The 26,409-nt window shown below is 70.4% G+C and carries 26 protein-coding genes; 15 read left to right on the top strand and 11 right to left on the bottom strand.

The features are described 5' to 3' along the window. Positions 1 to 246: 246 nt before the first annotated feature. The 3 genes from OG504_RS04460 to OG504_RS04450 form a co-directional block, all read right to left on the bottom strand. Complete coding sequence (locus tag OG504_RS04460) at positions 247 to 1,074, bottom strand: SAM-dependent methyltransferase (RefSeq protein ID WP_405988493.1); 828 nt, start codon at positions 1,072 to 1,074, stop codon at positions 247 to 249. An 84-nt stretch (positions 1,075 to 1,158) separates the two neighbouring features. Next, positions 1,159 to 1,410: a DUF397 domain-containing protein gene (locus OG504_RS04455; protein WP_033279707.1), complete on the bottom strand. Its 252-nt coding sequence runs from the start codon at positions 1,408 to 1,410 to the stop codon at positions 1,159 to 1,161. Further along, positions 1,407 to 2,279 carry a helix-turn-helix domain-containing protein gene (locus OG504_RS04450; RefSeq protein ID WP_405988492.1) on the bottom strand — a complete coding sequence of 291 codons (873 nt, stop codon included), beginning with the start codon at positions 2,277 to 2,279 and terminating at the stop codon, positions 1,407 to 1,409. Before OG504_RS04450 ends, OG504_RS04455 begins: the two co-directional genes overlap by 4 nt. A 240-nt stretch (positions 2,280 to 2,519) precedes the next feature. On the opposite strand from OG504_RS04450, the gene OG504_RS04445 reads away from it, so the two are divergent. After that, complete coding sequence (locus OG504_RS04445) at positions 2,520 to 2,966, top strand: ATP-binding protein (protein WP_405988491.1); 447 nt, start codon at positions 2,520 to 2,522, stop codon at positions 2,964 to 2,966. A 40-nt stretch (positions 2,967 to 3,006) separates the two neighbouring features. On the opposite strand, the gene OG504_RS04440 is transcribed toward OG504_RS04445, so the two are convergent. Further along, complete coding sequence (locus tag OG504_RS04440; protein ID WP_405988490.1) at positions 3,007 to 4,293, bottom strand: PP2C family protein-serine/threonine phosphatase; 1,287 nt, start codon at positions 4,291 to 4,293, stop codon at positions 3,007 to 3,009. Between the two features lie 204 nt (positions 4,294 to 4,497). Here OG504_RS04440 and OG504_RS04435 point away from each other — a divergent pair, with 204 nt between their 5' ends. The 4 genes from OG504_RS04435 to OG504_RS04420 all read left to right on the top strand — a co-directional run bounded on the left by OG504_RS04435 (position 4,498) and on the right by OG504_RS04420 (position 7,848). After that, complete coding sequence (locus OG504_RS04435) at positions 4,498 to 5,310, top strand: SAM-dependent methyltransferase (protein ID WP_405988489.1); 813 nt, start codon at positions 4,498 to 4,500, stop codon at positions 5,308 to 5,310. Between the two features lie 178 nt (positions 5,311 to 5,488). Next, positions 5,489 to 6,319 (top strand): SigB/SigF/SigG family RNA polymerase sigma factor, encoded by an 831-nt coding sequence (locus OG504_RS04430; RefSeq protein ID WP_405996251.1) that lies wholly within the window; start codon positions 5,489 to 5,491, stop codon positions 6,317 to 6,319. Positions 6,320 to 6,460: 141 nt separating this feature from the next. Next, entirely contained in the window at positions 6,461 to 7,039 is a 579-nt protein-coding gene (locus tag OG504_RS04425; RefSeq protein WP_405988488.1) for a hypothetical protein, read from the top strand. Positions 7,040 to 7,194: 155 nt separating this feature from the next. Then, positions 7,195 to 7,848: a TetR family transcriptional regulator gene (locus tag OG504_RS04420; RefSeq protein WP_405988487.1), complete on the top strand. Its 654-nt coding sequence runs from the start codon at positions 7,195 to 7,197 to the stop codon at positions 7,846 to 7,848. Positions 7,849 to 7,851: 3 nt separating this feature from the next. On the opposite strand, the gene OG504_RS04415 is transcribed toward OG504_RS04420, so the two are convergent. Both OG504_RS04415 and OG504_RS04410 read right to left on the bottom strand, forming a co-directional pair. Then, on the bottom strand, positions 7,852 to 8,661 hold the full coding sequence (locus OG504_RS04415) for a DUF2993 domain-containing protein (protein WP_405988486.1): 810 nt from the start codon (positions 8,659 to 8,661) through the stop codon (positions 7,852 to 7,854). A 19-nt stretch (positions 8,662 to 8,680) separates the two neighbouring features. Continuing rightward, a complete protein-coding gene (locus tag OG504_RS04410; protein WP_405988485.1) occupies positions 8,681 to 9,289 on the bottom strand; it encodes a TetR/AcrR family transcriptional regulator in 609 nt (202 codons plus the stop codon). A gap of 107 nt (positions 9,290 to 9,396) precedes the next feature. Between OG504_RS04410 and OG504_RS04405 the strand changes: the two genes are divergently transcribed. The 6 genes from OG504_RS04405 to OG504_RS04380 are packed head-to-tail and all read left to right on the top strand — an operon-like array spanning position 9,397 to position 16,601. Continuing rightward, positions 9,397 to 11,013, top strand: coding sequence for an MFS transporter (locus tag OG504_RS04405; RefSeq protein WP_405988484.1), 1,617 nt, complete (start codon positions 9,397 to 9,399; stop codon positions 11,011 to 11,013). A 59-nt stretch (positions 11,014 to 11,072) separates the two neighbouring features. Then, positions 11,073 to 12,035 (top strand): amidohydrolase family protein, encoded by a 963-nt coding sequence (locus OG504_RS04400; RefSeq protein WP_405988483.1) that lies wholly within the window; start codon positions 11,073 to 11,075, stop codon positions 12,033 to 12,035. Then, positions 12,032 to 13,627, top strand: coding sequence for a bifunctional 3-(3-hydroxy-phenyl)propionate/3-hydroxycinnamic acid hydroxylase (locus tag OG504_RS04395; protein WP_405988482.1), 1,596 nt, complete (start codon positions 12,032 to 12,034; stop codon positions 13,625 to 13,627). Before OG504_RS04400 ends, OG504_RS04395 begins: the two co-directional genes overlap by 4 nt. A 10-nt stretch (positions 13,628 to 13,637) precedes the next feature. After that, the gene (locus tag OG504_RS04390; RefSeq protein WP_405988481.1) at positions 13,638 to 14,513 is read left to right on the top strand and encodes an alpha/beta fold hydrolase; all 876 of its coding nucleotides are present in this window, start codon (positions 13,638 to 13,640) and stop codon (positions 14,511 to 14,513) included. After that, positions 14,510 to 15,523, top strand: a complete 1,014-nt coding sequence (locus OG504_RS04385) for a VOC family protein (protein ID WP_405996250.1) — start codon at positions 14,510 to 14,512, stop codon at positions 15,521 to 15,523. The genes OG504_RS04390 and OG504_RS04385 overlap by 4 nt, the downstream gene beginning before the upstream one ends. 31 nt (positions 15,524 to 15,554) lie before the next feature. After that, positions 15,555 to 16,601, top strand: coding sequence for a YbhN family protein (locus tag OG504_RS04380; protein ID WP_405988480.1), 1,047 nt, complete (start codon positions 15,555 to 15,557; stop codon positions 16,599 to 16,601). A gap of 11 nt (positions 16,602 to 16,612) precedes the next feature. On the opposite strand, the gene OG504_RS04375 is transcribed toward OG504_RS04380, so the two are convergent. Beyond that, the gene (locus OG504_RS04375; protein WP_405988479.1) at positions 16,613 to 17,398 is read right to left on the bottom strand and encodes an SDR family NAD(P)-dependent oxidoreductase; all 786 of its coding nucleotides are present in this window, start codon (positions 17,396 to 17,398) and stop codon (positions 16,613 to 16,615) included. An 87-nt stretch (positions 17,399 to 17,485) separates the two neighbouring features. Here OG504_RS04375 and OG504_RS04370 point away from each other — a divergent pair, with 87 nt between their 5' ends. Then, positions 17,486 to 18,337: a helix-turn-helix transcriptional regulator gene (locus OG504_RS04370; protein ID WP_405988478.1), complete on the top strand. Its 852-nt coding sequence runs from the start codon at positions 17,486 to 17,488 to the stop codon at positions 18,335 to 18,337. Positions 18,338 to 18,343: 6 nt separating this feature from the next. Here the strand turns inward: OG504_RS04370 and dmpG are convergent, their stop codons facing one another. The 3 genes from dmpG to mhpD are packed head-to-tail and all read right to left on the bottom strand — an operon-like array spanning position 18,344 to position 21,122. After that, positions 18,344 to 19,357, bottom strand: coding sequence for a 4-hydroxy-2-oxovalerate aldolase (gene dmpG, locus OG504_RS04365; RefSeq protein ID WP_405996249.1), 1,014 nt, complete (start codon positions 19,355 to 19,357; stop codon positions 18,344 to 18,346). Then, on the bottom strand, positions 19,357 to 20,292 hold the full coding sequence (locus OG504_RS04360) for an acetaldehyde dehydrogenase (acetylating) (RefSeq protein WP_405988477.1): 936 nt from the start codon (positions 20,290 to 20,292) through the stop codon (positions 19,357 to 19,359). The genes dmpG and OG504_RS04360 overlap by 1 nt, the downstream gene beginning before the upstream one ends. Further along, positions 20,289 to 21,122, bottom strand: coding sequence for a 2-keto-4-pentenoate hydratase (mhpD, locus tag OG504_RS04355; RefSeq protein ID WP_405988476.1), 834 nt, complete (start codon positions 21,120 to 21,122; stop codon positions 20,289 to 20,291). Before mhpD ends, OG504_RS04360 begins: the two co-directional genes overlap by 4 nt. Positions 21,123 to 21,249: 127 nt before the next feature. Between mhpD and OG504_RS04350 the strand changes: the two genes are divergently transcribed. Continuing rightward, on the top strand, positions 21,250 to 21,999 hold the full coding sequence (locus OG504_RS04350; RefSeq protein WP_405996248.1) for an IclR family transcriptional regulator: 750 nt from the start codon (positions 21,250 to 21,252) through the stop codon (positions 21,997 to 21,999). A gap of 59 nt (positions 22,000 to 22,058) precedes the next feature. Beyond that, positions 22,059 to 23,615: a hypothetical protein gene (locus OG504_RS04345; RefSeq protein ID WP_405988475.1), complete on the top strand. Its 1,557-nt coding sequence runs from the start codon at positions 22,059 to 22,061 to the stop codon at positions 23,613 to 23,615. A gap of 70 nt (positions 23,616 to 23,685) precedes the next feature. Here OG504_RS04345 and OG504_RS04340 read toward each other — a convergent pair whose 3' ends face one another. Then, entirely contained in the window at positions 23,686 to 24,711 is a 1,026-nt protein-coding gene (locus OG504_RS04340; protein WP_405988474.1) for an Lrp/AsnC family transcriptional regulator, read from the bottom strand. A 115-nt stretch (positions 24,712 to 24,826) separates the two neighbouring features. On the opposite strand from OG504_RS04340, the gene OG504_RS04335 reads away from it, so the two are divergent. Further along, positions 24,827 to 26,386 carry an AbgT family transporter gene (locus OG504_RS04335; protein ID WP_405988473.1) on the top strand — a complete coding sequence of 520 codons (1,560 nt, stop codon included), beginning with the start codon at positions 24,827 to 24,829 and terminating at the stop codon, positions 26,384 to 26,386. Positions 26,387 to 26,409: the final 23 nt, after the last annotated feature.

Here is a 26,409-nt window from a genome sequence, read left to right as displayed (position 1 = left end):
GGTCAGTGGCGTTGGGGGAGTGCGGGGCACGGTGGGCCCTGTTCGCCGGGAGCCTCCTGTCCCCCTTCCTCCACCGGCCGCGACGCCGTGTTTACGTAAACATGCTGCGATCGGAAGCCCGGCCGGATCGACCGAGCTGGTCCGTTGAGATGTTTACGCAAACATGGCGGCGCCGGAATCGTGGCATCCGGCACCGCCGTCGTCAAGGTTTCCCGCACGTAACGTCGTCGGCGTCCCGCGGCGGGCCTACGGCTTGATGCCCACCCCGGTCCACAGGCTGACCTTGGCGTCCGTGGGCGCCTCCGCCTCGGACCACTCCTCGGTCAGGGGGTCCGGGCGCCAGCGGTGCCCGACGGCGATGCCCGGGTCGAGCAGGTCGAGCCCGGTGAAGAAACGCGCGACCTCGTCCCGGGTGCGGACCTTCACCGGTGTCCCGCCCTCCTCGTAGATCGCGGTGACCTTCGCCCAGGGCTCGGGGTCGAAGTCCGCGGTGACGTGGCTGATGGCCAGGGCGCTGCCCGACGGCAGGACCGACAGCAGCCGCTCCACGAGCCCGTACGGGTCCTGCTCGTCGGTGACGAAATGCAGCAGCGCGTTCAGGGACAGCGCGATCGGCTGGTCGAAGTCGAGTATCTCGGCCACTTCGGGCGAGTTGAGGAGCGTGTCGGGGTCGTTCACGTCCGCCTGGACGTATGCGGTGCGCCCCTGCTGGGTGCTGCGCATCAGGCGCTCGGCGTACTTCAGGACCAACGGGTCGTTGTCGGCGTAGACCACCCGGGCCTCGGGCACCACGGACTGGGCGACCTGGTGCAGGTTCGGCTCGGTGGGGATGCCCGTGCCGATGTCGAGCCACTGGCGGATGCCGTGCTCCCGGGCGAGTACGCGGGTGGCCCGGTGCATGAACCCGCGGTTCTCCCGGCCGGCGACGAAGACGCCGGTGAAGATCTTCGAGACCGCTTCGGCCGCCTGCCTGTCGACCTCGAAGTGGTCCTTTCCCCCCAGGTAGTAGTCGTACATGCGGGCGGAGTGCGGCCTGCTGGTGTCGATCTCCCGCGCGGCGTGGGCGTTGGTCATGCTCTCCCTCTCAAGTGGTGTACGTCGGCGTCTCGGGCAGGTCGCAGCCGGGCCGGCTCCAATTCCCCACGCCCGTGGTCTGGTTCAGCCTGCCATCAGATGGTCGGCCAGGCCCCGCTTCACGCCGTCGACGAACGCGGCCATCTCCTGGGGCGTGTAGATCAGAGCGGGTCCGGCGGGATCGGTCGACTGGCGCAACGCGACGCGCCCGTCGGCCAGTTGCTTGGTCTCCACGCACTGACCTCCGTTGGGACCGCTCCAAGGGCATTCCCAGCCCTGCTCGCCGAGGTTCGACGCGGGCATCCCGTTGTAGACCTTGTCGTCCGTGGTGGTCATGAGTACTCCTTGCGCATGCGGTTCAAGAGCGCCTTGCTGTCCGCGGACGAGGTCAGCAGCGACATCCTGTTGTGCGCCTCCAAATGGGCCACGACATCGGACCGTTGGTCCAGATACATGGAGGCGGAGAGGATCTCGCTGTAGACGACGTCGGGCAGCTCCGGTTCCTGGAACCGGAAATAGGTGAAGGGTGCGCACGCCCCGACGTGGGCACCCGCCGAGAACGGGACGATGTCGACACTGACGTGGTCCAGTTCCGAGACCTCGAGGAGCCGGTCTATCTGGTCCCGCATGACCGCGGGACCGCCCACCACCCGGTGGAGCACGGCTTCTTCCAGTACCGCCCACAGCGTGGGCGAGTCCGGCCTCTCCAGCAGACTCTGGCGGCGCAGACGTAACTGCACCCGCCGTTCAAGATCTTCGTCGTTGTCGTTCGGGAAGCCGCCGCTCAGCACGCCTCGCGCGTAGTCGTACGTCTGCAGGAGTCCCGTCACGTAGTGCGGCTCATAGGTACGGAGGGTCCTGGCGCCGGTCTCCAGGCTCACATAGGCGGTGAACCAGCCCGGCAGCACATCACGGTAGGCGTGCCACCAGCCGGGCTCGTTGGCGCGGTCCGCGAGAGCGACGAACTCCTCGATCTCCTGGCGGTCGGCGCCGTAGGTCTCCAACAGCTTCTCGACGTAGAGCGGTTTGAGGCCGACCTCGGCCTTCTCCAGCCGGCGGATGGTCAGGGACGTGACCCGCAGGGCCTTGGCGGCGTTCTCCAGGGATACGCCCGCGTCCTGCCGCCGCTCCTGCAGCCGCCGGCCGAGGATCATGCGCAGAACCGTGGGTGCACCCGCGCCGGTGCTCGACCGACCTTCGCTCACGCCCGACCTCCTGAGGGACTGTCACCGGCATTAGTCTGACAGCGACTTGCTGATGCCGCCAGACAGAAACCGACGTTCTGAAATTATCAGGGAGTCGGTTGCAGCTTGAACTGAGCTATGGGCATAGTTACTTGTGTGAGCGACCAGGGCCTCTCGTTGGAACACCCCATCCACAACAGGCCTGTTGCTGATGCTGTGCGTCTCCCGCCTGCGCCCGCCCCCGATGGAAGGCGAACCACCGTGTCCCCCCACACGACTCCCTCCCCGCAGCTCTTAGACGTCGTCAGCCCGGACCTGGCGCACTGGCTGGAACTTCCCGCGCACCGCTCCGGCGTCCGGACCGCCCGGCACGCCATGGGCGCGCAACTCGCCAAGTGGCACCTTCCCGAGGGCGTACGCGACGACGCGGTCCTGCTCATCTCCGAGTTGGCCACCAACGGTGTGTGCCACACACCCAGCGCGAGACTTCTGTGCGGTGTCGGTCTCGTCACCGACCGTAGTCTGCGCGTCGAGGTCCACGACCACGACTACACGGGCAGTGATCTCTCCCGCCGCGAGCCGTGCGTCGACGACGAGAGCGGGCGCGGACTGTTCATCGTGCAGGCCATCGCGGACACTTGGGGGGTCGACCGGTCGGCGCTCACCGGCGGAAAAGCCGTGTGGGCCACACTGTCCACCGGCTACTGACGCCGGACACGCGGAGGGGGCGAGGACGCCCGCGGCCTGTTCAGGTGGTCGCGGGCGTCAACTCGGCCAGCAGCAGCGTCCGGTCGTCCGCCCCGGGTATCGCCGACGGGGCCCGCAGCAGCCGTTCGCACAGCGAGGGGAACGTCTCCGGTCCGCCGTCCGGCGTGGGTTCGGCGGCGGCCGTGTCGAGGGCCCGGGCCAGACCGGCGATCTCCTGGTCTATGTCGGCGTGCCGCGACTCGACCAGCCCGTCGCTGTACAACAGCAGGAGAGCCGGTTCGTCGATGGTCAGAACCGTGGCCTCGTAGTTGCCCGCGCCGAGCCCCAACGGCAGTCCCGCGCTGGCCAGCGTGACCGGTACGGCCGGTCCGTGCGGACCGCGCAGCAGCGGCGGCGGGTGGCCGGCGCCGACCAGGGTGCAGGAGTGCGCCCGGGCGTCCCACTCGGCGTAGATGCAGGTCGCGAAGGACGCGCCCGGGGTGTCGTAGGCCAACTCGTCGAGCCTGCGCATGAGTTCGGCCGGTTCCATGTCGAGCCGGGCCAGGGTGCGCACCGCCGTACGCAACTGGATCATCGCCACGGCGGACTCGGGGCCGTGTCCCATCGCGTCGCCGACCACCAGACCGACCCGGCCGCCGGGGCGGGGCAGCACGTCGAACCAGTCGCCGCCGATGATGTTGCCCTGGCCGGCCGGGAGATAGCCGTGCGCGATGCGACAGCCGTGGAACGCCTGGGCCGGGTCAGGCAGCAGGCTGTTGCGGATGGCCAGCGCGGTGCGGCGCTCGCGTTCGTAGCGGCGCGCGTTGTCCAGCGCGACGCTCGCCCGGGCCGCCAGCGACTCCACGGCCACGGCCTCGCCGGGCAGGAACGGATCCCGGTCCGGGCCGCGCGTGCACGCGATGAACCCGACGGTGGCGCCCCGCAGTTGGAGCGGGACGACGAGGAACGACGCCGTCCCCAGCAGGTCGTCTATGCGCTGCGCGTCGCCCCCCGCGGAGGCCAGCAGCCGCTCGGAGGTGTGCTTGTCCACCGCGTCGAGCAACTGCGTGTGACCACTGGCGAGGGCGCGCGCGTACGGCGTCTCGCGCGGGAAGACGACCACCTCGCCGACGGGCAGCATGCCGTCCCAGCTCTCGGGCGCCTCCGTGCCCACCCGCAGAGCCAGCCGACGGGCCTCGATCTGCGGCGGATCCACGGCGGGATACGCGTTCTCCTCCAGGACCCACCGCTCCAGCAGGTACACCGACGCCGCGTCGCAGAACCCGGGCGTCAGCGCGTGCACGACATGGCTGCCGGTCAGCCGAAGGTCGAGCTCCGAGCCGATCACGTCCGCGGCGGGGGCGAAGGCCTGCCTGCGGCGTGGGGGCCCGGCAGGGGGTGCGTCACCGTGGTGACTGCGCGGTTGGTTCCGCAGGGTCGTGCCTTTCCGGGTGGGGACCGGCCGCGTGGCGTGGGGGCAAGCGGTCTGCCGTGGGTTCCTCGGCAACTATATGATGACGCGTCAAGGAACCTGGGGCGAAAGGGAGTTGTGGTGACAGACAGCACGGGTCTGCCGCAGGGGATCGATCCTCGCAAGGCGAGTGTCGCCCGAATGTACGACGCGATGCTGGGCGGTGAACACAATTTCGCCATAGACCGCGAGGCGTTGGCGGCCTTCACAGCGATCGACCCCCAGGTGCGCACCCTGGCCCGCGCCAACCGCGACTTCCTCGGCCGGGCCGTGCGCTTCCTCGTCGACTCCGGTGTACGGCAGTTCATCGACCTCGGCTCGGGCATCCCCACCCAGGGCAACGTCCACGAGGTCGCCCAGGCCGCCAGCCCCGGAGCCCGCGTCGTCTACGTGGACAACGACCCGGTGGCCGTCGCCCACAGCACCTCCCTCCTCGCCGACAACCCGGACGCCGACATCGTCGACGGCGACATCCGCAGCCCGGCCGACGTCCTGTCCTCCCCGCAGGTACGGAAGTTGATCGACTTCGAGCAGCCCGTCGCCGTCCTGATGATCACGATCCTGCACTTCGTCACGCCCACGGAGGACCCGGCCGGCATCGTCGCCGCCTTCCGCGACGAACTGCCCGACGGCAGCTGGCTGGCCATGAGCCACGCCACCAACGAGGACCGCCCGGACACCGCCGCGGCCGTGGGCAAGTTGTACAGCTCCAAGGCCACTTCGCCCGTCACGGCCCGTTCCTACGACGAGATCCTCGGCCTGTTCGACGGCTTCGACCTCGTCACGCCCGGCCTGACCTACGTCCCCCTGTGGCGCCCGGACCCGGCGGACGAGATCCCCGAAAACCCCTCCGAGTACTGGGTGTACGCGGGCGTCGGCTCCAAGAGCGCGTAGACCGCGGGTACTTCGGTCGCGGAAAACGAGGTGCGCGCCCCGGATTTGGCCGGATGAGGGGGAGTGAGTCACGAAAACCGGGGCAGGGGGCTCTTGTCGGCAGTTCTTTCGGACGAATGGGGTGGGCGTTATGGGAGCCGTGACGGCAGCGGAGGCACCGGCCACGGCGGGGCTGCGGATGACGGCCGGGGAGGCTCTTCCGCTGATCGCGGAGCCGTCGAAGGTGAGCCCGAAGGACGCGCGTGAGCTGTCGCGCCAGTTCTTCGACCGGCTGACCTCGCTGGAGGAGGGCACCCACGAGTACCAGTACGTGCGCAACACCCTGATCGAGATGAACCTCTCCCTCGTGCGCTACGCGGCCGCGCGCTTCCGCAGCCGCAGCAACAACGAGATGGAGGACATCGTCCAGGTCGGCACGATCGGACTCATCAAGGCGATCGACCGGTTCGAGCTCTCCCGCCAGGTGGAGTTCACCTCGTTCGCCGTCCCCTACATCGTCGGCGAGATCAAGCGCTTCTTCCGCGACACCAGTTGGGCCGTCCACGTGCCGCGCCGGCTGCAGGAGGCCCGCGTCGAGCTGGCCAAGGCGACCGAGGAACTGCGGTCCCGCCTCGGCCGTACGCCGACCACGCGTGAGCTGTCCGAGCTGATGTGCCTGACCGAGGAAGAGGTCATCGAGGCCCGCAAGGCGTCCAACGGCTACACCTCCTCCTCGCTCGACGCCGCGCTCAGCTCCGACGCGGGCGCCGAGGGCGAGACCGTACTGGCCGACGTCATCGGCGAGGACGACCCCGGGCTCGAACTGGTCGACGACCTCAGCTCCTTGGCCCCCCTCATCGCCCAACTCGACGAGCGCGAGCGGAAGATCATCCACATGCGCTACGTCGAGGAGCGCACCCAGGCCGAGATCGGCGAGGAACTCGGCATCTCCCAGATGCACGTCTCCCGGCTCATCAGCCGGATGCTCCGCCGCCTCCGCGCGGGGCTGCTCGACCCCGCGGTCGCCTGACGGGCGATCCGGCCCAACAACCCGGGCTGTTGGGTGATTTCGCCCTCCCCGGATGTCCGTTCTGCGGCACTCTCGTACTGTGGCCGGGCGGGCACCTCAGGTGCCCGCCCGGCCGTCGCGGGGTTGCCGGAAGGGGGAGTTGTGGCGTGGCGGAGTGAGGAGTTCGGGGAGTCCCACGAGGGCATCGTGGGGGCGGTCCTCGCCGACGGCAGTGAGCCGAAGTCCGTGTATCTGGATGTGGGCAGCGGCAGTTCCATGTTCGAGACACGTGAGTGGTGGGCCTACAACGGCTCGATGGGCCGGCCCAAGGCAGCCGGCTGGCGGGCCTCCTGCGCGTGCGGCTGGCGTGGGGACGGTCACCCCATCGACTGGGACCAGGTCGAGGACCACGACCTCGACGACCTGGACACCTCCGGCGCGTACGACGAGTGGTGGGAACACATCCACGCGGTCGAACGCCGGACGGTCCCGTTGCCGGAGGAACTCTCCGAGCTGATCGAGCAGTTGGAGGAACGCCTCGACGCGCTCTCGGACGCGGCACCGGTCGCCGCGCTGAAGGCGGTGGCCATCCTGGAGCGCCTGGCCGCCAGGGTCGGTAAGGAGGCGGCGTACGGAGCGCAGGCCGACGATGTGCCGGTCGAGGCACTCGGGAAGGCGCTCGGACTGAGCGTGGACAACGCCCGGTCCCGGCTCGACCGCTACCTCCGCGCCTACTACTGACGGGCGGGTGCGGGGACCATGTCCTCGGCCCGGGACAGCACCGGAGACCGGTTGCCGCCTGGGGTGCCGCGCCGCCACGGGGCCGGGTGTGCGTGCCAGACTGGACGTACCGCTCGCCCCCGCTCCGTAGCCCCCGTACTTCACCGAGGTTGTCCGTGACCAAGCCCCCGGCCCGTGTCCCCCAGCGAAGCAACGCGCGCTCCAACCGGGAACGCATCCTGGCCACGGCCCGCCGGGAACTCGGCCGGAACCCCGACATCACCCTGGAGGAACTCGCCCGCGCCTCCGGCGTCGTACGGCGCACGCTGTTCGGGCACTTCCCCGGCCGGGAGGCACTGCTGGAGGCGCTGGCCGAGGAGGCGTCGGAGGCCCTGCGGGCGGCGCTGCCCGTCGAACCGGCGCCGTCCGGTGCGGGGGCGGAGTCGGCCGAGCGGTCGTACGCGCGCTTCGTGCTGTCGATGTGGACCGTGGGAGACCGTTACCGGCTCCTCCTGGCGCTGGCCCGGCGCGACCTGGGCGTGGAGCGTGTCACCGAGATCCTGTCACCGGCCCGCGGCGCGGCCACCGCCATCCTGGATCGCGGCCAGCGCGACGGCGTCTTCCACACCCAGCTTCCGGCCGTCGTGCTGAGCGCCGGACTCGAGGCCATGGCGATCGCCCTGCTCGAAGAGGTCAACTCCGGGGAGCTGGAGGACGACGGGACCCATGCGGCGGTGGCCTCGCTCATCGCGGCCGGTGTGCCGGAGAAGCAGGCGCGGGTCGTGGTGGACGAGGTCGCATCGGCGGACGAGGCCGTCGCGGACGACTGAGTCTCAGGCGTTCCCGTACGACGAGTCGCCCACCACCGAATCGCGCCGCGAGCCGTCGTCGGACCGGAAGGTGACCGACTCGCCCGACAAGCGGGCGGTCAGCCCGCTCTCCTTCGTGGTGACGGACCGCAGGTGCAGGCCCTGAGGGATGTTGCGGAGCTGGATCGGCCGCTCGAAGACCTTGCCGAGCGCGAGTCGCCCCACCTCGGGGAGGAGACCGCCCGTGACCTGGAAGTCCTTGAAGGCGATGCGGTTGCCGGACAGCACCGAGACGGTCGTCGCCACGGTGATGTCGGCGCCGGTGGGCAGGAGGACGCTCGCGCGAACCTGGTCGGCACGGGTGCCCCGCGAGATCTCCAGCCCCAGGGCATCGGACACGTCCGCGTAGGACAGCAGGGCGGTCGCCTCCGCAGAGCGGGCCAGTGCCTCCGTGTCGTCGTCGGACTTTCTCAACTCCGTTAGCTGGAGGGAGAGTTCACTCACCGGTAGTGGGCCGGCGTTGTCGCTCGCCGGTATGTCGTGCGCGGTGATGTCCACGTGCCGCAGGGTGCCGGAGGCCAGCTGCGTCAGCACGGGGAATCCCCGCACATGGACCTCCGGCGCCGAGGGCGTGTGCATGCCCTCCTGGAACGCCTCGGCCGTACGGGCCTCCACCCGGTCCGTCGCGAAGCGGTCACCGGCGACGGGCACGAGGATCAGCGCGAACAGCGCGCCGAGGGCCATGACGAGCGGTCGGCGGTTCCTCCGGGGCGGGCGTGCGGCACCGGGCTCGTACGCGGGGAACGTGGGGTCGGCGTAGTCGTAGGGGTGCATGGGTCTCCTTCAATGGGATTCAACGGGACGGTCGCAGGCGGTGAACCGTGGTGGCCGCGAGGTCGGGTCCGACGCCCATGGCGATCAGGGCCGAGGCGGCGGCGGCTGTGCCGTCGTCGGTCCAGAGGCCGGAGTTGACGCTGTCCAGCAGCGCCAGCACATGCGCCTCCAGGGCTTTGCTGAGCGGGCCCGGCGGGACAACGGTGTGGAAGACGCCCTGCCGCTGACCGTGGGCGAGGATGCCGGTGGCCGCGTCACGGGCCGGGCCGAGCAGCGCGCCGACCCGGTCGGGGCCGAGGTCGCGGTGGGCGAGGGCGATGAGCGTGCGGTAGCGGTCGCCGACCGGCCAGAGCGTGAGGACGAAGTGGGCCAGTGCGGTCACGGCGTCCGGCGTCGGCGCCCGGGCGACGGCACTCGCGCGCCGTACCGCCTCCCCGATGTCCGCCGCGAGGCCTTCGACGAGCGCGGCCCGACCGGCGAAGTGCTCGTAGATGGTGCGCCGGGCGACGTCGGCCGCCTCCGCGATGTCCCCGAGGCTGCTGTCGGGGTCGCGGCCCAGTTCGCGCCGGGCCGCTTCCAGGATGCGGGCGCGGGTGGCGCGCGCCTTGGCGGTGCTGCGGCCGGTCACGTGGGCACCTCCTGGCGGGGCTGGTTCGTCTCGGCATAGTTGCACATCGGTGAGCAATAAAATAGCCTGCACATCAGTGAGCAATTAATGCCGTCCAGGAGACTCCGATGACGCTCTTCGCCACCACGCCCGTCGACAAGATGACCGGGCCGTACGCACGGCGCTGGTCCGCCCTGATCGTGCTCTGTCTGAGCCTGCTGATCGTGGTCATGGCGAACACCTCGCTGATCGTGGCCGCCCCCGACATGACCACGGACCTGGGCCTGAGCAGCAGTGATCTGCAGTGGGTCATCGACGGCTACACCGTCCCGTACGCCGCGCTGATGCTCGTGCTGGGCTCGATCGGCGACAAGTACAGCCGTCGCGGCGCGCTCCTCACCGGCCTGGTGATCTTCGCCGCCGGATCGGTGATGGGCAGCCTGGTGCACGAGACCGGACTGGTCATCGCGGCCCGCGCGGTCATGGGTGTGGGCGCCGCGGTGGTCATGCCGGCCACGCTGTCCCTGCTGGTCGCGATCTTCCCGAAGCGTGAGCGGGCGCGGGCCATCACGGCCTGGACCGCGACCTCGGGCCTGGCCATCGCCGTCGGTCCGCTGGTCGCCGGTTGGCTGCTGGAGGACCACGCCTGGGGCTCCACGTTCCTGATCAACGTGCCCATCGCGCTTGTCGCGGTCGTCGGCGCACTCGTCCTCGTACCGCCGTCCAAGGCGGGCGCGATGGGCCGCATCGACTACGTGGGCGGGCTGCTCTCGATCGTCTCGGTCGGCAGCCTGGTCTACGCGATCATCGAGGGCCCGCACTTCGGCTGGGGCGCGGGTCCGGTCACCGCGGCCGTCGTCGCCGCGATCGGTCTACCCGCCTTCGTGGCCTGGGAGTTGCGCCACCCGCACCCCATGCTCGACGTCCGGAAGTTCGCACAGCGGTCCTTCAGCGGCTCGATGACGGCGGTGCTGTTCTTCTTCTTCGGCACGTTCGGCGCGATCTACTACGCCACGCAGTTCCTCCAATTCGTCCTCGGCTACGACGCGTTGGAGACGGGCGTACGACTGCTGCCGCTGGCCGGTGCCGTGTTCCTCGGCGCTGTGGTCACCGGGCGGCTGACTCCCAAGCTGGGCATGAAGCCGATGGTCGTGACCGGCATGGTGCTCGGCACCGTCGGTGTCCTCCTGCTCACCCAGGTCGACAAGGCCTCCACCTACGGCGACTTCCTGCCCACGATGATGCTGCTGGGCTTCGCGATCGGGCTGAGCGTCTCCCCGGCCACGGACACGATCATGGGCTCGTTCCCGGAGAACGAGCTCGGCGTCGGCGGCGGCGCCAACGACACCGCGCTGGAACTGGGCGGCTCCCTCGGTATCGCCATCCTCGGCTCGCTGCTGGGCACCACCTACAAGGACAAGCTGACCGACCTGGTCGGCGGCCACCTTCCCGCCGCCGCGCTGGACACCGCCAAGGACTCGGTCGGCGGCGGCCTGGCGGTCGCCCAGCAGATCGCGAAGACGCCCTCCGCCGGACCGCAGCAGGCACAGGCCCTGGTCGACGCCGTGCACGAGGCCTTCGCCCACGGTGTCGCCCGGACCAGCCTGGTCGGCGGGATCATCATGGCCGCCGGCACGCTGATCGTCCTCGCGGTCCTGCCGGGCCGCCGAGCCACCAACGCGCCCGAGTCGGAGGAGACGGCGACGGAGACCAGCCGCGAGCAGGAGCACGCCGACTCCGTCTGAACGCCTCGACGCTCACCGCCCGTTGGCAGGCCCGCCCGAAGACGAGGAAGCGAGAGAACATGTCCACCCCGTACCGCATCGACGTCCACCAGCACCTCCTCCCGCCCGCCTACCGGAAGTTGATGGACCGTCACGAGATGACGGCCGGCGGCTGGCCCACGCCGGCCTGGGACGCGGAGAGCGCGCTCGCGATGATGGACCGCCGGTCCATAGCCACCGGCATCCTCTCGATCAGCTCACCGGGCACCTACTTCGGCGACGACACGGAGTCCCGCGCGATCACCCGAACCGTCAACGAATACAGCGCGGAACTGGCCAAGGACCACCCCGACCGCTTCGGTTTCTTCGCCGGCCTGCCCCTGCCCGACGTGGACGGCGCGCTCGCCGAGACGGCATACGCACTGGACGAACTGCACGCGGACGGCGTGGTGTTGATGTCCAACGTCCACGGCCGCTACCTCGGCGACAAGGAATTCGAGCCGCTCTGGGCCGAGTTGGACGCCCGCGCCGCCGTGGTCTTCGTCCACCCCACCGCACCGCCGATACCCATGCTCGAAGGCATGCCCAGCCCCCTGCTGGACTTCCCCTTCGACACCACCCGCATCGCGGTGCACATGACGCTCAACGGCGTGATGAGCAGGCACGCCCGGATGAAGGTGATCCTCTCCCACGCTGGCGGCTTCCTGCCGTACGCCGCCTGGCGGTTCACCGCCGGCGCCCAGTTCAACCCCGGCACCACACCCCTCGGCATCCTCACCGACCTCCAGCGCTTCCACTTCGACACCGCGCTGTCCTCCACCCCGGCCGCCCTCCCCTCCCTGTTGGCCTTCGCCGCACCCGGACACATCCTCTACGGCAGCGACTTCCCCTTCGCCCCCGAGGAGAGCGGCGGTCTCCTCGACTCCCTCCTCGACGGCTACGACGGCTTCGAGCCCGGCCAGCTCGACGCGATCAACTCCGGGAGCGCGAGGGAACTCTTCAAGAACCGGTACGGCAGGGGCGACGAAGTGGCCGCCCGGTGAGCGGAGTTCGAGCCCGAGCCGAGGACGGCGTCTATGACGTGGCGGTGATCGGCTACGGGCCCACGGGAGTCACCGCCGCGAACCTCCTGGGCGAGCTGGGCCTGCGGGTCGTCGTGCTGGAGCGCGACGCCGAGATCTTCACCCGGGCCCGGGCCATCTCCACCGACGAGGAGGTCGTCCGCGTCTGGCAGCGCGTCGGCCTGGCGGAACGGCTCAAGCTCGACATGCTCCCCGAACGCCCCGTCGACTTCGTCGACGCCCGCGGCCGCGCCTTCCTCACCGCCCACCCGACCCCGCGCGGCCACGGCCACCCACCACAGATGTTCATCTACCAGCCAGTCCTGGAACGCGTCCTGCGCGACGGCGTCGACCGCTACCCGAACGTGGACATCCTGCTCCGCCACGAATGCCTGCGGGTCCAACAGGGGCCGGACAGCGTCGAGTTGACGGTACTCGCCACCGCCGACGACTCCGTACGACGCCTGCGCGCCTCCTACGTCATCGCCGCCGACGGCGGTTCCAGTGTCACCCGCGCGCAGCTCAACGTGGGCTACGAGGGACAGACGTACGAGGACCGGTGGGTCGTCATCGACACCGAGATGCTCAAGCCGTGGCCGGACCACGACCGGCTGCGCTTCCGCTGCGACCCGGCGCGGCCCGCCGTCGACTGCCCGACACCGCTGGGCCATCACCGCTGGGAGTTCCCGATCCTCCCGGGTGACGACGAACGCAGGCTGACCACCGACGACGCGGTGTACGACCTGGTGTCCCGCTACGGGATCGGCCGGGACAACGTCAAGGTCCTGCGCGCCACCGTCTACAGCCACCATGTGCGCTTCGCCGCCCGCTTCCGCGTGGGCCGCGTCTTCCTCGCCGGTGACGCGGCCCACGCGATGCCGCCCTGGATCGGCCAGGGCATGGCCGCAGGCGTACGCGACGCGGCCAACCTGTGCTGGAAACTGGCCGCCGTACTGCGCGGCGAACTGCCCGACACAGCCCTCGACTCCTACGAGGCCGAACGCAAGCCGCACGTCAAGGAGGTGACCCGGCGGGCGGTGTTCGTCGGCCGGATCATCACCGAACGGCGGCCCGCGGCAGCCCGGTTGCGCGACGCGGTACTGCGCCCGCTCAACCGGATACGAGGCTTCGGCAAGTGGCTGCAGGACTCCAACTGGATACCCGTCGCCCACTACGCCGACGGCCTCCAGGCCCACCCGCGCACCAAGGCCTCGGGGCATCAGCTCCCGCAGCCCTGGGTGACCGGACCGGACGGGGAGCGCGTACGCCTGGACGACGTGCTCGGCGGCCGCTGGCTGCTCCTGCACGCCGGACCGCCCGCGCCTCAACCCGCCTGGGTTCGCCTGGACGTTCCCTCGTTGACCGTCACGCCCGCCGGATCCCGTCCGGCCGAGGGCACCCTCGTCGACAGCGACGGCGTGCTGCTGCCCTGGCTGACCGAACACCGGGCGGCCACGCTCGCCCTGCGCCCGGACGCGTACGTCTACGCCGCCGCACGCTCCGGGGCCCAACTCCCGCCGCCCCCGGCCGGATTCACCCCGGCGCGGTGTACGACCGCCTCGACCGCGCAGTGAGGAATCCAGCATGACCAAGCGCATCGCACCGCCTCCCTCGATGCAGGAGTCGCTGCTCGACATCGCCGGCAAGAAGATCTTCGTTGCGGAGCTGGGGGAGGGGCCGTCTGTACTGCTGCTCCACGGTGGCGGACCCGGCGCCTCTGGTGTCTCCAACTACTCCCGCAACATCGAGGAGTTGGCCAAGGAGTACCGGGTCATCGTGCCCGACCTGCCCGGCTACGGTCGCAGCACCAAGGGCATCGACGGCGCCGACCCCTTCGGGTGCCTGGCCGACGGCATCCGTGGGCTGATCGACCAACTCGGTCTGGACAAGGCCCACTTGGTCGGCAACTCCTACGGCGGTGCCTGTGCGCTCCGGCTGGCCCTGGACACCCCGGAGCGGGTCGACCGCATGGTCCTGATGGGGCCCGGCGGTGTCGGCACCACCCGTGCCCTGCCCACCCCCGGGCTCAACAGCCTGCTCAACTACTACTCCGGGGACGGGCCTTCGCGGCTGAAGCTGGAGAACTTCATCCGCACCTACCTCGTCTTCAACGCGGCCGAGGTGCCGGACTCCGTCATCGACGCGCGCTACGCGGCCAGCATCGATCCCGAGGTGGTCGCCGCCCCGCCGTTGCGGCGGCCGTCCGGGCGGGACGCCCTGCGCACGCTGTGGAAGATGGACTTCACTCGGGATCGGCGGCTGTCGCGGCTGCCGGTGCCGACGCTGGTGCTGTGGGGTGCGGCGGACAAGGTCAACAGGCCTTCCGGGGGCGCCCTGTTGGCCGACAGGATGCCCAACTGCGACCTCTATCAGGTGGCCAACACCGGGCACTGGGTGCAGTGGGAGCGTGCCGAGCTGTTCAACCGGGTGTGCGCCGACTTCCTGGCCGGGCGGCGATGAACGGGCCCGGCACCGCCTCCGTCTTCGGCTCGGTCCACCTCGGCTACATCGTCATCGAGACCCAGCGCCTCGCCGACTGGCGCCGCTTCGGCACCGACGCGATCGGGATGCACCATGACGCCCTCGACACCGGGCTGATGCGGTTCCGTCTGGACGAGCAGGAGTGCCGGTTCCTGGTGCGGCGCGGGCCGGCCGAGGACGTCGTAGCGACCGGGTGGCATGTCGACGACCATGGCGCCTTCGAGCGGATCGAGGCCCGGGTGCGGGCCCACGGCGTCCCGGTCGTCGCGGGTAGCGCCGAGGAGGCGGCGGTGCGCGGAGTCGAGCGGCTCGTGCGTTTTCCCGGGCCCAAGGGCATCGTGCAGGAGATCTACACCACTCCGGTGCGGTCCGCCGAGCCGTTGCGCATGCTGGCCTCCGGGTTCGTGACCGGAGACTCAGGGATGGGCCATGTCGCGATCACGTCCACCAAGCCCACCCAGGTGCGGGGGTACTTCAACACGGTCTTCGACGCCCGGCTGACGGACTACATCGACGAGACCATCAGCGGCGTCAAGCTCAAGATCCGCTTCCTGCGGGTCAACGAGCGGCACCACTCCGTCGCGATCGCCGCCGTGCGCGGGCTGCCCATCGACCCCGTCCGCACCCGCGTCCAGCACCTCAACATCCAGGCGGCCGGACTCGACGACCTCGCGCGGAGCTATCAGCGCGTGTGCGAACTCGGCTTCGAGATGGCGTTGTCCGTCGGGCAGCACACCAACGACAGGGAGCTGTCGTACTACGCCCGTACCCCCTCGGGTTTCGAGTGGGAGGTCGGCTGGAATCCCGTCGTCGTGGACGAGGCGACGTGGGAGCCCGGCACCCATCAGGGCATCAGCATCTGGGGGCACACGCCGGTCGGTCGGACCATCGTGGATAAACTGGCACAGTTCCGCCTCGGCGCCCGCTCCCTCGTCCGTTCGGAGAGCGCCGTCCCCGCATTGAGCGGTGCCGGCATCGCCGACGGCTGAAGCTCACTTCACGAAATCGACGGTCCTGCCTGTGCACGCTCCGGACACCACCGCCACCGAACCGGCCGACGCGACCCCGCATCGCACCCGACGCTGGCTGCGCCCGGTGGTGATCACGGTCCTGCTCGCGCTGTTCACCACCGAACTGGTGCTGGGGTGGCCCTCGTTGGCCTCCGCCCTGTCGCAGCTGCGCGCACCCCGGCTGAACTGGTTCGCCGTCGCGCTCGTCGCCGAAGTGGCCGCCATGGGCTGCTACGCGCGCATGCAACGCCGGCTCCTGCGCTCGGCCGGGGTGATCGTACCGATCCAACGGCACGTCGCCCTCGCCTACGCGGCCCACTCGCTCAGCGTCACCCTGCCCGGCGGCCCGGCCTTCTCCACGCACTTCAACTACCAGCAGATGCGCCGCTTCGGGGCCACGCCGGCCATCGCGTCCTGGTGCATCGCGCTGTCCGGCCTGCTCTCGGCGGCGGCCCTGGCCGTCGTCACCGCGATCTCCGCGATCGCCTCCGACGGCAGCCTGCAGTGGCACAGCCTCGTCACCCTCGGCCTGGCCGTGCTCCTGCTCACCGTCGGCATCCGGCGCATCACCCGCCACCCCGAGAAGGTCGAACCGGCCACCCGCGCCGCGCTGGCCCGGGTCAACCGGTTGCGGCACCTGCCCGAGACGCAGGGCCTCGACCGCATCCGCGGCTTCGTCGAGCAGCTCCGCACCGCCCGGCTCGAACCCTGGCACGCGGTGGCCGCCGCCGTCTTCGCCGTACTCAACTGGCTGCTCGACGCGGGCTGTCTGTGGCTGTGCTTCCACGCCGTCAGCGACACACAGATCAGCAGCGCCCAGCTGCTGCTCGCCTTCTGCGCGGGCATGGCCGCCGGGACCCTCACGATCATCCCCGGCGGCCTCGGCCTCATCGACAGCGCGCTGATCCTCGGGCTGGTCACGGGCGGCGTCGCGACCAGCACCGCGATCGCCACGGTCGTGCTCTACCGGATCATCAGCTTCGGGTTCATCATCGGCGTCGGCTGGATAACGTGGCTGATCATCCGCCGCCACAACCGCCGGGAGCCCGCTGTCTAGCGGGCCGGTGCTCAGGCCCGCGCGCCGCCGTCGACCCGCAGGACCGTACCGGTCACGAAGGACGCGCGGTCGCTGAGCAGCCAGGCCGCCGCCTGGGCGATCTCGTCGGGGTCGGCCGCGCGGCGCAGCGGGGTGTGCGACGTGAGCCGGTCCTGGAGGCCGGGGGACTCCGCCTCCCAGGCCTGGATCATCTCGGTGAGGGTGTTGCCGGGGGCGATGGCGTTGACGCGGATGCCCTCCGGGCCGTAGGTGACGGCGGCCGACTCGGTGAGGCTGTTGACCGCGCGCTTCATCGCGCCGTAGGCGGGCAGTTCGGGGTTGCCCATCAGGCTGCCGACGGAGGAGTTGTTGACGATGGCGCCGGTTCCCGCGGTGGCCCGGATCGCGCCGACCTGGGCGACCATGGCGAGCCAGACGCCCTTGAGGTTCACCTCGTAGACGTGGTCGAAGTCGCTCTCCGGCAACTCGTCCATCGGGCCCGGGCGTTGGATCGTCGCGCCGTTGTTGAAGGCCACGTCGAGTCGGCCGTACAGGTCCACGGTCCGGTCGACAGCCGCGCGGACACTGGTCGCGTCGGCCAGGTCGCACACTACGTAATCCGCTGATCCGCCTGCCCCGCGGATCTCCTCGGTAACTGCCTTCAGCTGGGCCTCCGTTCGGGCCGCGAGCAGCACCTGAGCGCCTTCTCGGGCGAACAGCCGCGCCGCCGCCGCGCCGATGCCGCGCCCGGCGCCGGTGACGAAGGCGACCTTGCCGGACAGCAGGCCGAGGGAGGAAGGAGTGGGTGTGTTGGTCATGGCAGCGAGCCTGCGCCGGTCCGCGGGGCTGATCCAGGCACCGGCGGTACCTGGCTGAACCCGCCGACCTGCGTCCACACTGGAGGCGTGGATCGACGAGAACTTGCCGACTTCCTGCGCAGCAGGCGTGAGCGGATCACCCCCGCCGAGGTGGGACTGCCCGCGGGACCGCGCCGCCGTACCCCGGGGCTGCGCCGCGAGGAGGCGGCGCAGCTGGCGTTCATCTCGACCGAGTACTACACCCGGCTGGAGCAGGCGCGCGGCCCGCGTCCGTCGCGCGAGGTACTGGCCGGGCTGGCCCGCGCCCTGCGTCTGACGGACGCCGAGCGCGACCACCTCCACCACCTGGCGGGCGTACCGCCCAGCCCGCCGCCCGGGCCCTCGCGCGAGGTGCGGCAGAGCATCCTCGACCTGGTGCACCGGCTGCCGCAGGCCGCCGCGTTCGTGTTGTCCGCGACGTACGAGGTGATCGCGTGGAACGAACTCGCGGCCGCCCTCATGGAGGACTTCTCCGCGCTTCCCCGGCGCGACCGCAATCTGGTGCGCCGGGTCTTCCTCGGACCGCGTCCGGAGGGGCGGCGGCTGTACGGAGTGTCGGACACCGACGCGTTCGCCCGCCTCGCCGCCCATGATTTGCGAGCCACCGCCGCCCGCTACCCCGACGACCCGGAGCTGACCGAGCTGGTGGCCGAACTCCGCGCCGGGAGCGAGGAGTTCACCGAGTTGTGGGACTCCCACGACGTGGCCGCCGCGCCCACCTTCCGCAAGACCTTCCAGCACCCGGTGGTCGGCCCGGTCACCGTCAACTGCGACGTCCTCGACATCAGCGACCGCGACCAGCGGGTCGTGATCTACACGACCGTGCCCGGCTCACCGTCCGAGAGCGCCCTGCGGCTGCTGTCGGTCATCGGCACCCAGAACATGGACATCACCCCCTGACACCGGTCAGCCCTCGGCACACGCCACGAGGTCCAGCGCGATGTCGGTGATCATGTCCTCCTGGCCACCGACCATCGCCCGCTGCCCGGCCTCGACCAGGATGCTGCGCGTGTCGAGGCCATACCGCGCGGCCGCGGTCTCGGCGTGGCGCAGGAAGCTGGAGTACACGCCCGCGTAGCCCAGGCTGAGGGTCTCGCGGTCCACCCGTACCTCGCGGTCCTGCAACGGTCGTACGAGATCGTCGGCCGCGTCCATGAGGGGGAACAGTTCGCAGCCGTGCTTCCAGCCCATCAGGTCGGCGACCGCGACGAACGCCTCCAGCGGACAGTTGCCCGCACCCGCGCCCTGGCCCGCGAGGGAGGCGTCGACGCGGATCGCGCCGCCCTCCACCGCGACGACCGTGTTGGCCACGCCGAGCGCGAGGTTGTGGTGGGCGTGGATGCCCAACTCGGTCTCCGGGGCGAGGACTTCGCGGTACGCGCGGAAGCGGTCGCGGACCCCGTCCATCGTCAACCGGCCCCCGGAGTCGGTGACATAGACGCAGTGCGCGCCGTAGGACTCCATCAGCTTGGCCTGGCGGGCCAGTTCGGCGGGCTCGGCCATGTGGGACATCATCAGGAACCCGGCCACGTCCATGCCCAACTCCCGCGCGGCGGCGATGTGTTGGGCGGAGATGTCGGCCTCGGTGCAGTGCGTGGCGACCCGCACCGAGCGGATGCCCAGCGCGTGGGCCTGCTTGAGGTCGTGGACGGTTCCGATGCCGGGCAGCAACAGGGTTGTGGGGATGGCCTGTTGTACGGCGCCGGTGACGGCCTCGATCCACTCCCAGTCGGTGTGGGCGCCGACGCCGTAGTTGATGCTGGAGCCCGACAGTCCGTCGCCGTGCGCGATCTCGATCGCCGCCACTCCGGCCGCGTCCAGTGCGGCGGCGATCGTGCGGGCCTGGTCCACGGTGTAGCGGTGCCGTACGGCGTGCATGCCGTCCCGCAGCGTGACGTCCTGGACGTAGAGGGACGGGATCACTTGGCTGCCTCCTTGCCGATGCGTTCGGCCATGCGTTCCGCGGTGCGCAGCGCGGCCGAGGTCATGATGTCGAGGTTCCCGGCGTAGGCGGGGAGGTAGTGGGCGGCGCCCTCGACCTCCAGGAACACCGAGACCTTCAGCAGCTCGCCGGCGCCCGGTGCGAGGGTGCGCAGCGGGTCGTCGGCGGCCACCTTGTCGTACTGCACCTTCTGCTTGAGGCGGTAGCCCGGCACGTATGCCTGGACGCGGCCGACCATCTCCTCGACGGACGCGGTGACCGCCTCGGTCGCGCAGTCGGAGACCAGGCAGTGCACGGTGTCCCGCATGATCAGCGGGGGTTCGGCGGGGTTGAGGACGATGATCGCCTTGCCGCGTGCGGCGCCGCCGACCTTCTCGACGGCGGAGGACGTGGTCTCGGTGAACTCGTCGATGTTCGCGCGGGTGCCCGGGCCCGCCGAGCGCGAGGCGATGGACGCGACGATCTCGCCGTAGTGGACCGGCGAGACCGCGCCCACGGCGGCGACGATCGGGATCGTGGCCTGGCCGCCGCACGTGACCATGTTGACGTTCGGGGCGTCGAGGTGGGCGTCGCCGTTGACCGGCGGGACGACGTACGGGCCGAGGGCGGCCGGGGTGAGGTCGACGAGGGTGCGGCCCAGGGGCCGTAGCACCTCTTCGTGGTGGCGGTGGGCGCCGGCCGAGGTGGCGTCGAAGACGATGTCGACGTCGGCGAACTCGTCCAGGGCGACCAGGCCTTCGACACCCTCGTGGGTGGTGGCGACCTTGAGGCGGCGGGCGCGGGCCAGGCCGTCCGAGTCGGGGTCGATGCCGGCCAGGGCGGCGATCTCCAGGGTCTCCGACAGGCGCAGGACCTTGATCAGGAGGTCGGTGCCTATGTTGCCGGAACCGATGATGGCGACCTTCGTGCTCACTTCTCATCCCTTTCCGTGGCGAAGCGGACCCGTACGGAGCCCAGGTCCGAGATGTGCGCCTCGAAGGCATCTCCGGGGGCGGCCGGAGTCATCGGGCCCAGGGCGCCGGTGAGCACGAGGTCGCCCGCGCGCAGCGGGTCGCCCCGCTCGGCGAGCGCCGAGGCCAGCCAGACGGCGGCGGTGAGGGGGCTGCCGAGGCAGTCGGCGCCGGTGCCCTCGGAGACGGTCTCGCCGCCCCGGGTCATGGCCATCGTGACCGTGCGCAGGTCCACGGCGGTCAGCGGTACGGGCGTGGCGCCGAGGACGTACAGGCCGCAGGAGGCGTTGTCGGCGACGGTGTCGACGAGGGAGATCTCCCAGTTCCGCACCCGGCTGTCGACGATCTCCAGCGCGGGGAGCGCGAAGTCGACCGCACGGAGCACGTCGACGATCGTGCACTCGCGTTCCGGCAGATCCCGGCCGAGGACGAGCGCGACCTCGGCCTCCACCTTCGGCTGGAGCAGTCGGCCCAGGGGCACCTCGCCGCCGTCCGGCACCGCCATGTCCGCGAACAGCGCGCCGAAGTCCGGCTGGTCCACGCCGAGTTGGCGCTGGACGGCGGGAGAGGTCAGGCCGATCTTGCGGCCGACGATCCGGCGGCCGGCGTCCACACCGCGCCGGACGTTCAGCTGCTGCACGGCGTAGGCGGTCTCGAGATCGCCGCCGTCGAGGAACTCACGCACCGGCGGGCAGGCGACCCCGGTACGGGTGGCCTCCGCCAGCAGGTCGGCGGCCTTGACCACGGCCGGGGACACGGCGTCCGGACGGGCGCCGTCGGGCACGGTGGGCACGGGTTACCTCCGGGGGGAGCAGTACGGGTCTGGGCGAGAGGTACAGGGAGTACGCATCCCGGTATAGACAGCATCCCCGCGAAGGGACAATGTTTGTTCCGTGACACGGAACAACGCGAGCGGCAGCATGCTGGAGAAAGCCGCGCTCATCCTCGACTGCTTCAGTCCGAGCGGCGGACCGTACCGCCTGTCGGAACTTTCCGAGCACACGGGACTGCCCAAGCCCACGGTCCACCGGCTGGCCGCCGACCTCGTCCGGCTGGGCTGGCTGGAGCGCTCGGGCCCCCGCTATCTGCTCGGCGCGAAGCTGTTCGAGCTGGGCTCGCTGGTGCCCCACCGGCGCGATCTCCGCGAGACGGCCCTGCCCTTCCTCCAGGACCTCTTCGAGGCCACCCGCGAGACCATCCACCTCGGCGTCCGCGAGGGCATGGAGGTGGTCTACCTCGAACGCATCCACGGCCACGAGGCACTACGGCTCCCGTCCCGCATCGGCGGCAGCCTGCCCCTCACCTGCACGGCCGTCGGCAAGGCCCTACTCGCCTTCTCCGGCGCCGAGTTGACCGAGGAGGTGTTGTCCCGCCCGCTGCCGAGCCTCACCCCGCACTCGATCACCGACCCGGCCCGGCTGCGCATGACCCTGGAGAAGATCCAGGTCTCCGGCCTCTCCTACGAGGAACAGGAGGCCGCGCTGGAGGTGAGCTGCATCGCGGCCCCGGTGTTCGCCGGCGACACCGCGGTCGCGGCGCTCTCGGTCGCCGTACCGCGCACCCGTTTCCGGCCCGCCCAACTCGCCCCGGCCGTACGGACGGCGGCGCTGGGACTGTCCCGCGTACTGCGCGGCGGAGGGACCATGAGGACCCCACTGTCCTGGCGGTGAACCCGACCGTACACTGACAAGTCACGGTAACGGGGGCATTGTTGAGCGGGGGGAGAAGCATGTCCGGGGATCAGTACGGGTCTGTCCAGGGGTTCGTCGTGCCACCGATGCCGTCGTCTCCACCTCCCGCGCCACCCGACCGACTCAGATCCGTCGCGGTCGGCCTCCTCAACCTCAGTGGTCTCGGGCTCGGTTACGCGCTGATGCGCCGCTGGCTGCTCATGGCCGTGTGCTGGGTCGCGACCATCGTGCTGCTGTTGGTGGCCCTGCCCGCCGACCCGGACGGCGTCCCCGGCGTCGCCGTCACTCTGTACGTCGTGTTCCTCGTACTTGCCGCCGTGCACGGCGCGTTGGTGGGCCTGCGCACCCGCCTCGCCTGGCCCTCGCCCACCCCGGTCGCGGTCGTGCTGGGCCTGGTCCTGCTCGCCGTACCCGCCGGGGGAGTCGTCCTCTACGACAACGCCCGCGACGAGGCGACCCAGCAGATGCTCCTCGACCGGCTGGACACGGCCGACCAACTCGTCGCGGACTCAGGGAGGTTGCCGTTCTCGGCGGCCGAACCCCACTACCGGCAGGCGCTGGTCGCCTATGACGACCTCGCCACCGCCCACTCCGGTTCGCGGGCGGCCGAGCGGGTGCCCGACCGGCTGAAGACGTTCTACACGACGGTCGCCGGCGCCTACACGCAGAAGAACTACTGTGACGCGATACCCCAGTTGAAGTATCTGCGGACCGTCCCCGGGACCATCAGCAAGAAGGAACTGGGCACGCTGACCACCTGGCCGGACGACCGGCTGGCCACCTCCCTGTACGAGTGCGGCTCCACCGGACTTGCCGCCCAACGCGCGGACTGGTCGACGAACTTCGGCGATCTGCTGGCCACGTTCCCGCAGTCGTCGCAGGCGGGTCAGGTCGAACCGGCCGTCAAGTCGGCCGTCACCAAAGCGGTGAAGGGTGTGACGGGTGGTCAACCGTGCACGGCCGTCAGTGGGTTGGAGAGTCTCTCCACCCAGATCGGGAGTCTTCAGGGCGGTGGGGCAGGTGTGGCCGACGCGCTGAGCGCGGACGCCCAGCAGGCGAGCAGCCACGCCGACTCCGGCGCCTACCAGTGCGGCGTCTTCCAGTACAAGGACGGCGACTTCGACTCGGCGCTCACCACGATGAACGACTTCGTGAAGAACAACACGCACGACAAGAACCGGGCCCGGGCCAAGAAGATCGCGATCGCCGCCGAGGTGGCGAAGACGGTCCCGGCCGCCGGCAAGAAGCTGCCGACGACCGCGTCCGGCGGCAGCATCTCCGTCACCGTCAAGAACGACAGCCCGGACGACATCACCGTCCTCTACACCGGACCTGTGACCGGCAGCTTCACCCTGAAGGGCTGCGGGAGTTGCACGTCGTACTCCCTCACCACCACCCTGCTGAGGGGGTTCAAGCCGTGCAGCTCCGGCAAGAACTACCCGCAGAAGACGATCAGTCTGCCGACCGGGACGACGTACTTCGTGCACCGTCCCGACAGTTCCACCGCGACGCCGGCCTCGGACACGGCCAAGCTCAGGTCGGGCTACATCTACACGGAGTGCGCGTACAGCACGGGGGCCTTCGGCACCGGCTGACCGTACGGGGCTGGTGAGTTGAGGGCGGCGGGCGCCCCGGCACTTCGGTGCCGGGGCGCCCGCCACTTGCTCAGAGCAGGGTCGGTGCGTGGAACGTGCCGAGGCCGGTGGTCAGGTCGCGGTCCAGCCAGTAGCGGCGTGGCTCGGCGAGCATCACGGCGACGCTGACGCCCAAGAGGCCGGGGATCCTGGCCAGTTCGTCGTCGACGAAGAGCGCCAGCGCGGCGCGGTCGGTGACCAGGCCGGTGGCGAGGACGGACATGTCGCTGGCGACGTGCGCGGCGAGCCGGGTCTGGGGCAACTGATCGATGCGGCGCATCACTTCGGGGGTCGCACCCGGCGCCACCCGCAGCCGGAGGATGAACGCGGTCTGGAAGCCCAGCCACTCCGACACGATCTCCAGACGTGGTTTGACCCAGCCCTCGTCCAGGACCCGGCGGACCACGCGGTGCGCGGTGGAGGTGGCCAGGTCGGCGGTCCGGGCGATGCTCGCGGCGGACGCGCGGCCGTCCTGGAGCAGCTGGGCCACGACACCGCGCTCGGCCTCGCTGAGCGGCTTCGCCGGGGGTGTCGCGGTCGCCGTGCCCTCGGGGCGGGAACCGGTGAGCTTCAGCAGGTCGGCGCGCTCGGTGTCGGTGAGGAACTGCGGGTCCCAGGTGATGCCCCGGCGCAGCGTGCTCAGCGCGGGCAGGGCGTTGACGCGCCGGACGCCGGGCACGGAGAACATCCGGTCGATGGCCTCGCTGGTCGCCGCCTCGGACGGGGCGTGCACGACGGCGTAGAGCGGGTAGTCGCCCGAGATCTGCGCCAGCAGCTGGAGGTGGGGCAGGTCACGGAGCCGGTGCAGGACCGCGAGAGGGGTCTCGCCGGTGATGTCCAGGAAGACGTGGACGGGCATCGCCGTGGAGTGGACGCCCCAGTCGGCCTGCCCGATCACGCGCACCATGCGTGCCTCGTGCAAGCGGTCGTAGCGGCGTTTGAGCGTGCTGGCGTCGGCGGCCAGGATCTCGCCGATGTCGTCCCAGGTGGCCCGGGGTGCCAGATGCAGCGCGCCGACGAGGCGCCGGTCGAGCTCGTCGAGGAGAGGACGGGTCATAGGGCCTCACTCTAAGGTGCTGTTTAATCCCACTGTTACTTCCAAGAGATAGAGAATCTCTCATCAGGATGCCATTGTTCGCAGGAACATCCCCCCATCGCGCCAAGAGGTACCGATGAGTGTCACCTCCGCTCAACCTCAACCCCCGTCCACCGAGCCCCAGTCGAGAGTCCTGCGCACCGCGTTCCGGGGCCTGACGGCGATCGAGAAGGTCGGCAACAGACTCCCCAACCCCTTCTGGCTGTTCTGGATCCTCGCGGGGATCGTCGCCGTCCTCAGCGCCGTCCTGTCCGCGACCGGCCTCAGTGCCCTGCACCCCGGCACGCACGAGACCATCAAGGTGCAGAACCTGCTCAGCAAGGACGGCCTCACCATGGCCGTCGAGGGCGCCGTCGACAACTACGCGGCCTTCCCGCCGCTGGCCACCATCCTCACCGTGATGTTCGGCATCGCCGTCGCCGAGAAGAGCGGACTCTTCTCCGCCCTGCTGCGCCGCATGGTCGCGCGCGTCCCGGGCAAGTACCTGACCTTCGCCCTGTCGATGACGGCGATGGTCAGCCATGTCGCCGGGGACGCCGCCTACGTCACGCTCATCCCGCTCGGCGCCCTGGTCTTCCGCGCGGCCGGCCGCAGCCCGGTCCTCGGCTGTGTCGTCGCCTACGTCTCGATCGCCGCCGGGTACGACGCCTCTCCGTCGCTCACCACCACCGACGTCCTGCTGTCCGGGATCTCCACGGCCGCCGCCCACACCATCGACGCGCACTACGTCGTCACCCCGGTCGCCAACTACTTCTTCGGCCTCGGCTCGTCCGTCCTGGTCGCGCTGGTGATCACCCTCGTCGTCGACAAGGTCCTCGCCCGCCGCTCCGACCTGGAACCCGACGAGCCGGTCGCCGCGCTGGGCGCCGAAGAGTTGGCCGAGATCGAGGTCACCGAGCAGCAGCGGCGTGCCCTGCGCACCACCGGCCTGGTCGCCGTCGGCTTCCTCGCGTTCCTCGCGGCGGCGATGATCCCCTCGTCCTCACCACTGCGCGGCGAGGGCGGCGGCATCGTCAACTCCCCGCTGATCGGCGGCATGGCGCTCGTCCTGGGCGTGTTCTTCGCGGTGCTCGGTACCGTCTACGGCCGGATGACCGGCACCTTCACCGCCGCCCGCGACAGCATCGGCGCGATGGTCGACGGCACCCGCTCGATGGCGCCGATCCTCGTCCTGTTCTTCGCGATCGCCCAGTTCCTCGCCTACTTCAAGTGGACGAACATCGGCGACATCCTCGCCGTCAAGGGCGCCGAGACACTGCGCGACCTGCATCTGCACGGCTGGACCGTGCTCGTCGGCATCGCCGTGCTGATCACCTTCATGAACCTCGTCATCACCAGCGGCTCCGCGCTCTGGGCACTGGCGGCACCGGTCCTCGTCCCCATGCTGATGCTCATCGGCATCGAGCCCGAGACCACCCAGGCCGTCTACCGCGTCGCCGACTCGGTCACCAACTGCGTCACCCCGATGAGCCCTTACTTCGTCATGGCCCTGGGCTTCATCCAGCAGTACCGCAAGTCCGCCGGCATCGGCACCCTGGCCTCCTTCACGATCCCGATCGCCGCCGTCGTGTGGGTGGTCTGGGTCGCGTTCTTCGTGGCCTGGTATCTGCTCGGCATCCCGCTCGGCATCAGCTGAACCCGCGCCCCCACCGTCGTACG

Source organism: Streptomyces sp. NBC_00986, from assembly GCF_045162565.1.
Lineage (GTDB): Bacteria > Actinomycetota > Actinomycetes > Streptomycetales > Streptomycetaceae > Streptomyces.
Note: the sequence above shows the minus strand (reverse complement) of the source record. Positions and strands in the feature narration are given on the sequence as shown.

Coding starts and splice junctions, on each gene's coding strand:
- OG504_RS04415 (WP_405988486.1), bottom strand. CDS start 8,661: ATGCACCCCTACGACTACGCCGACCCCACGTTCCCCGCGTACGAGCCC.
- OG504_RS04350 (WP_405996248.1), top strand. CDS start 21,250: ATGCTGGAGAAAGCCGCGCTCATCCTCGACTGCTTCAGTCCGAGCGGC.
- OG504_RS04390 (WP_405988481.1), top strand. CDS start 13,638: ATGACCAAGCGCATCGCACCGCCTCCCTCGATGCAGGAGTCGCTGCTC.
- OG504_RS04345 (WP_405988475.1), top strand. CDS start 22,059: ATGTCCGGGGATCAGTACGGGTCTGTCCAGGGGTTCGTCGTGCCACCG.
- OG504_RS04405 (WP_405988484.1), top strand. CDS start 9,397: ATGACGCTCTTCGCCACCACGCCCGTCGACAAGATGACCGGGCCGTAC.
- OG504_RS04455 (WP_033279707.1), bottom strand. CDS start 1,410: ATGACCACCACGGACGACAAGGTCTACAACGGGATGCCCGCGTCGAAC.
- OG504_RS04385 (WP_405996250.1), top strand. CDS start 14,510: ATGAACGGGCCCGGCACCGCCTCCGTCTTCGGCTCGGTCCACCTCGGC.
- OG504_RS04340 (WP_405988474.1), bottom strand. CDS start 24,711: ATGACCCGTCCTCTCCTCGACGAGCTCGACCGGCGCCTCGTCGGCGCG.
- OG504_RS04460 (WP_405988493.1), bottom strand. CDS start 1,074: ATGACCAACGCCCACGCCGCGCGGGAGATCGACACCAGCAGGCCGCAC.
- OG504_RS04400 (WP_405988483.1), top strand. CDS start 11,073: ATGTCCACCCCGTACCGCATCGACGTCCACCAGCACCTCCTCCCGCCC.
- OG504_RS04375 (WP_405988479.1), bottom strand. CDS start 17,398: ATGACCAACACACCCACTCCTTCCTCCCTCGGCCTGCTGTCCGGCAAG.
- OG504_RS04335 (WP_405988473.1), top strand. CDS start 24,827: ATGAGTGTCACCTCCGCTCAACCTCAACCCCCGTCCACCGAGCCCCAG.
- OG504_RS04430 (WP_405996251.1), top strand. CDS start 5,489: ATGACGGCCGGGGAGGCTCTTCCGCTGATCGCGGAGCCGTCGAAGGTG.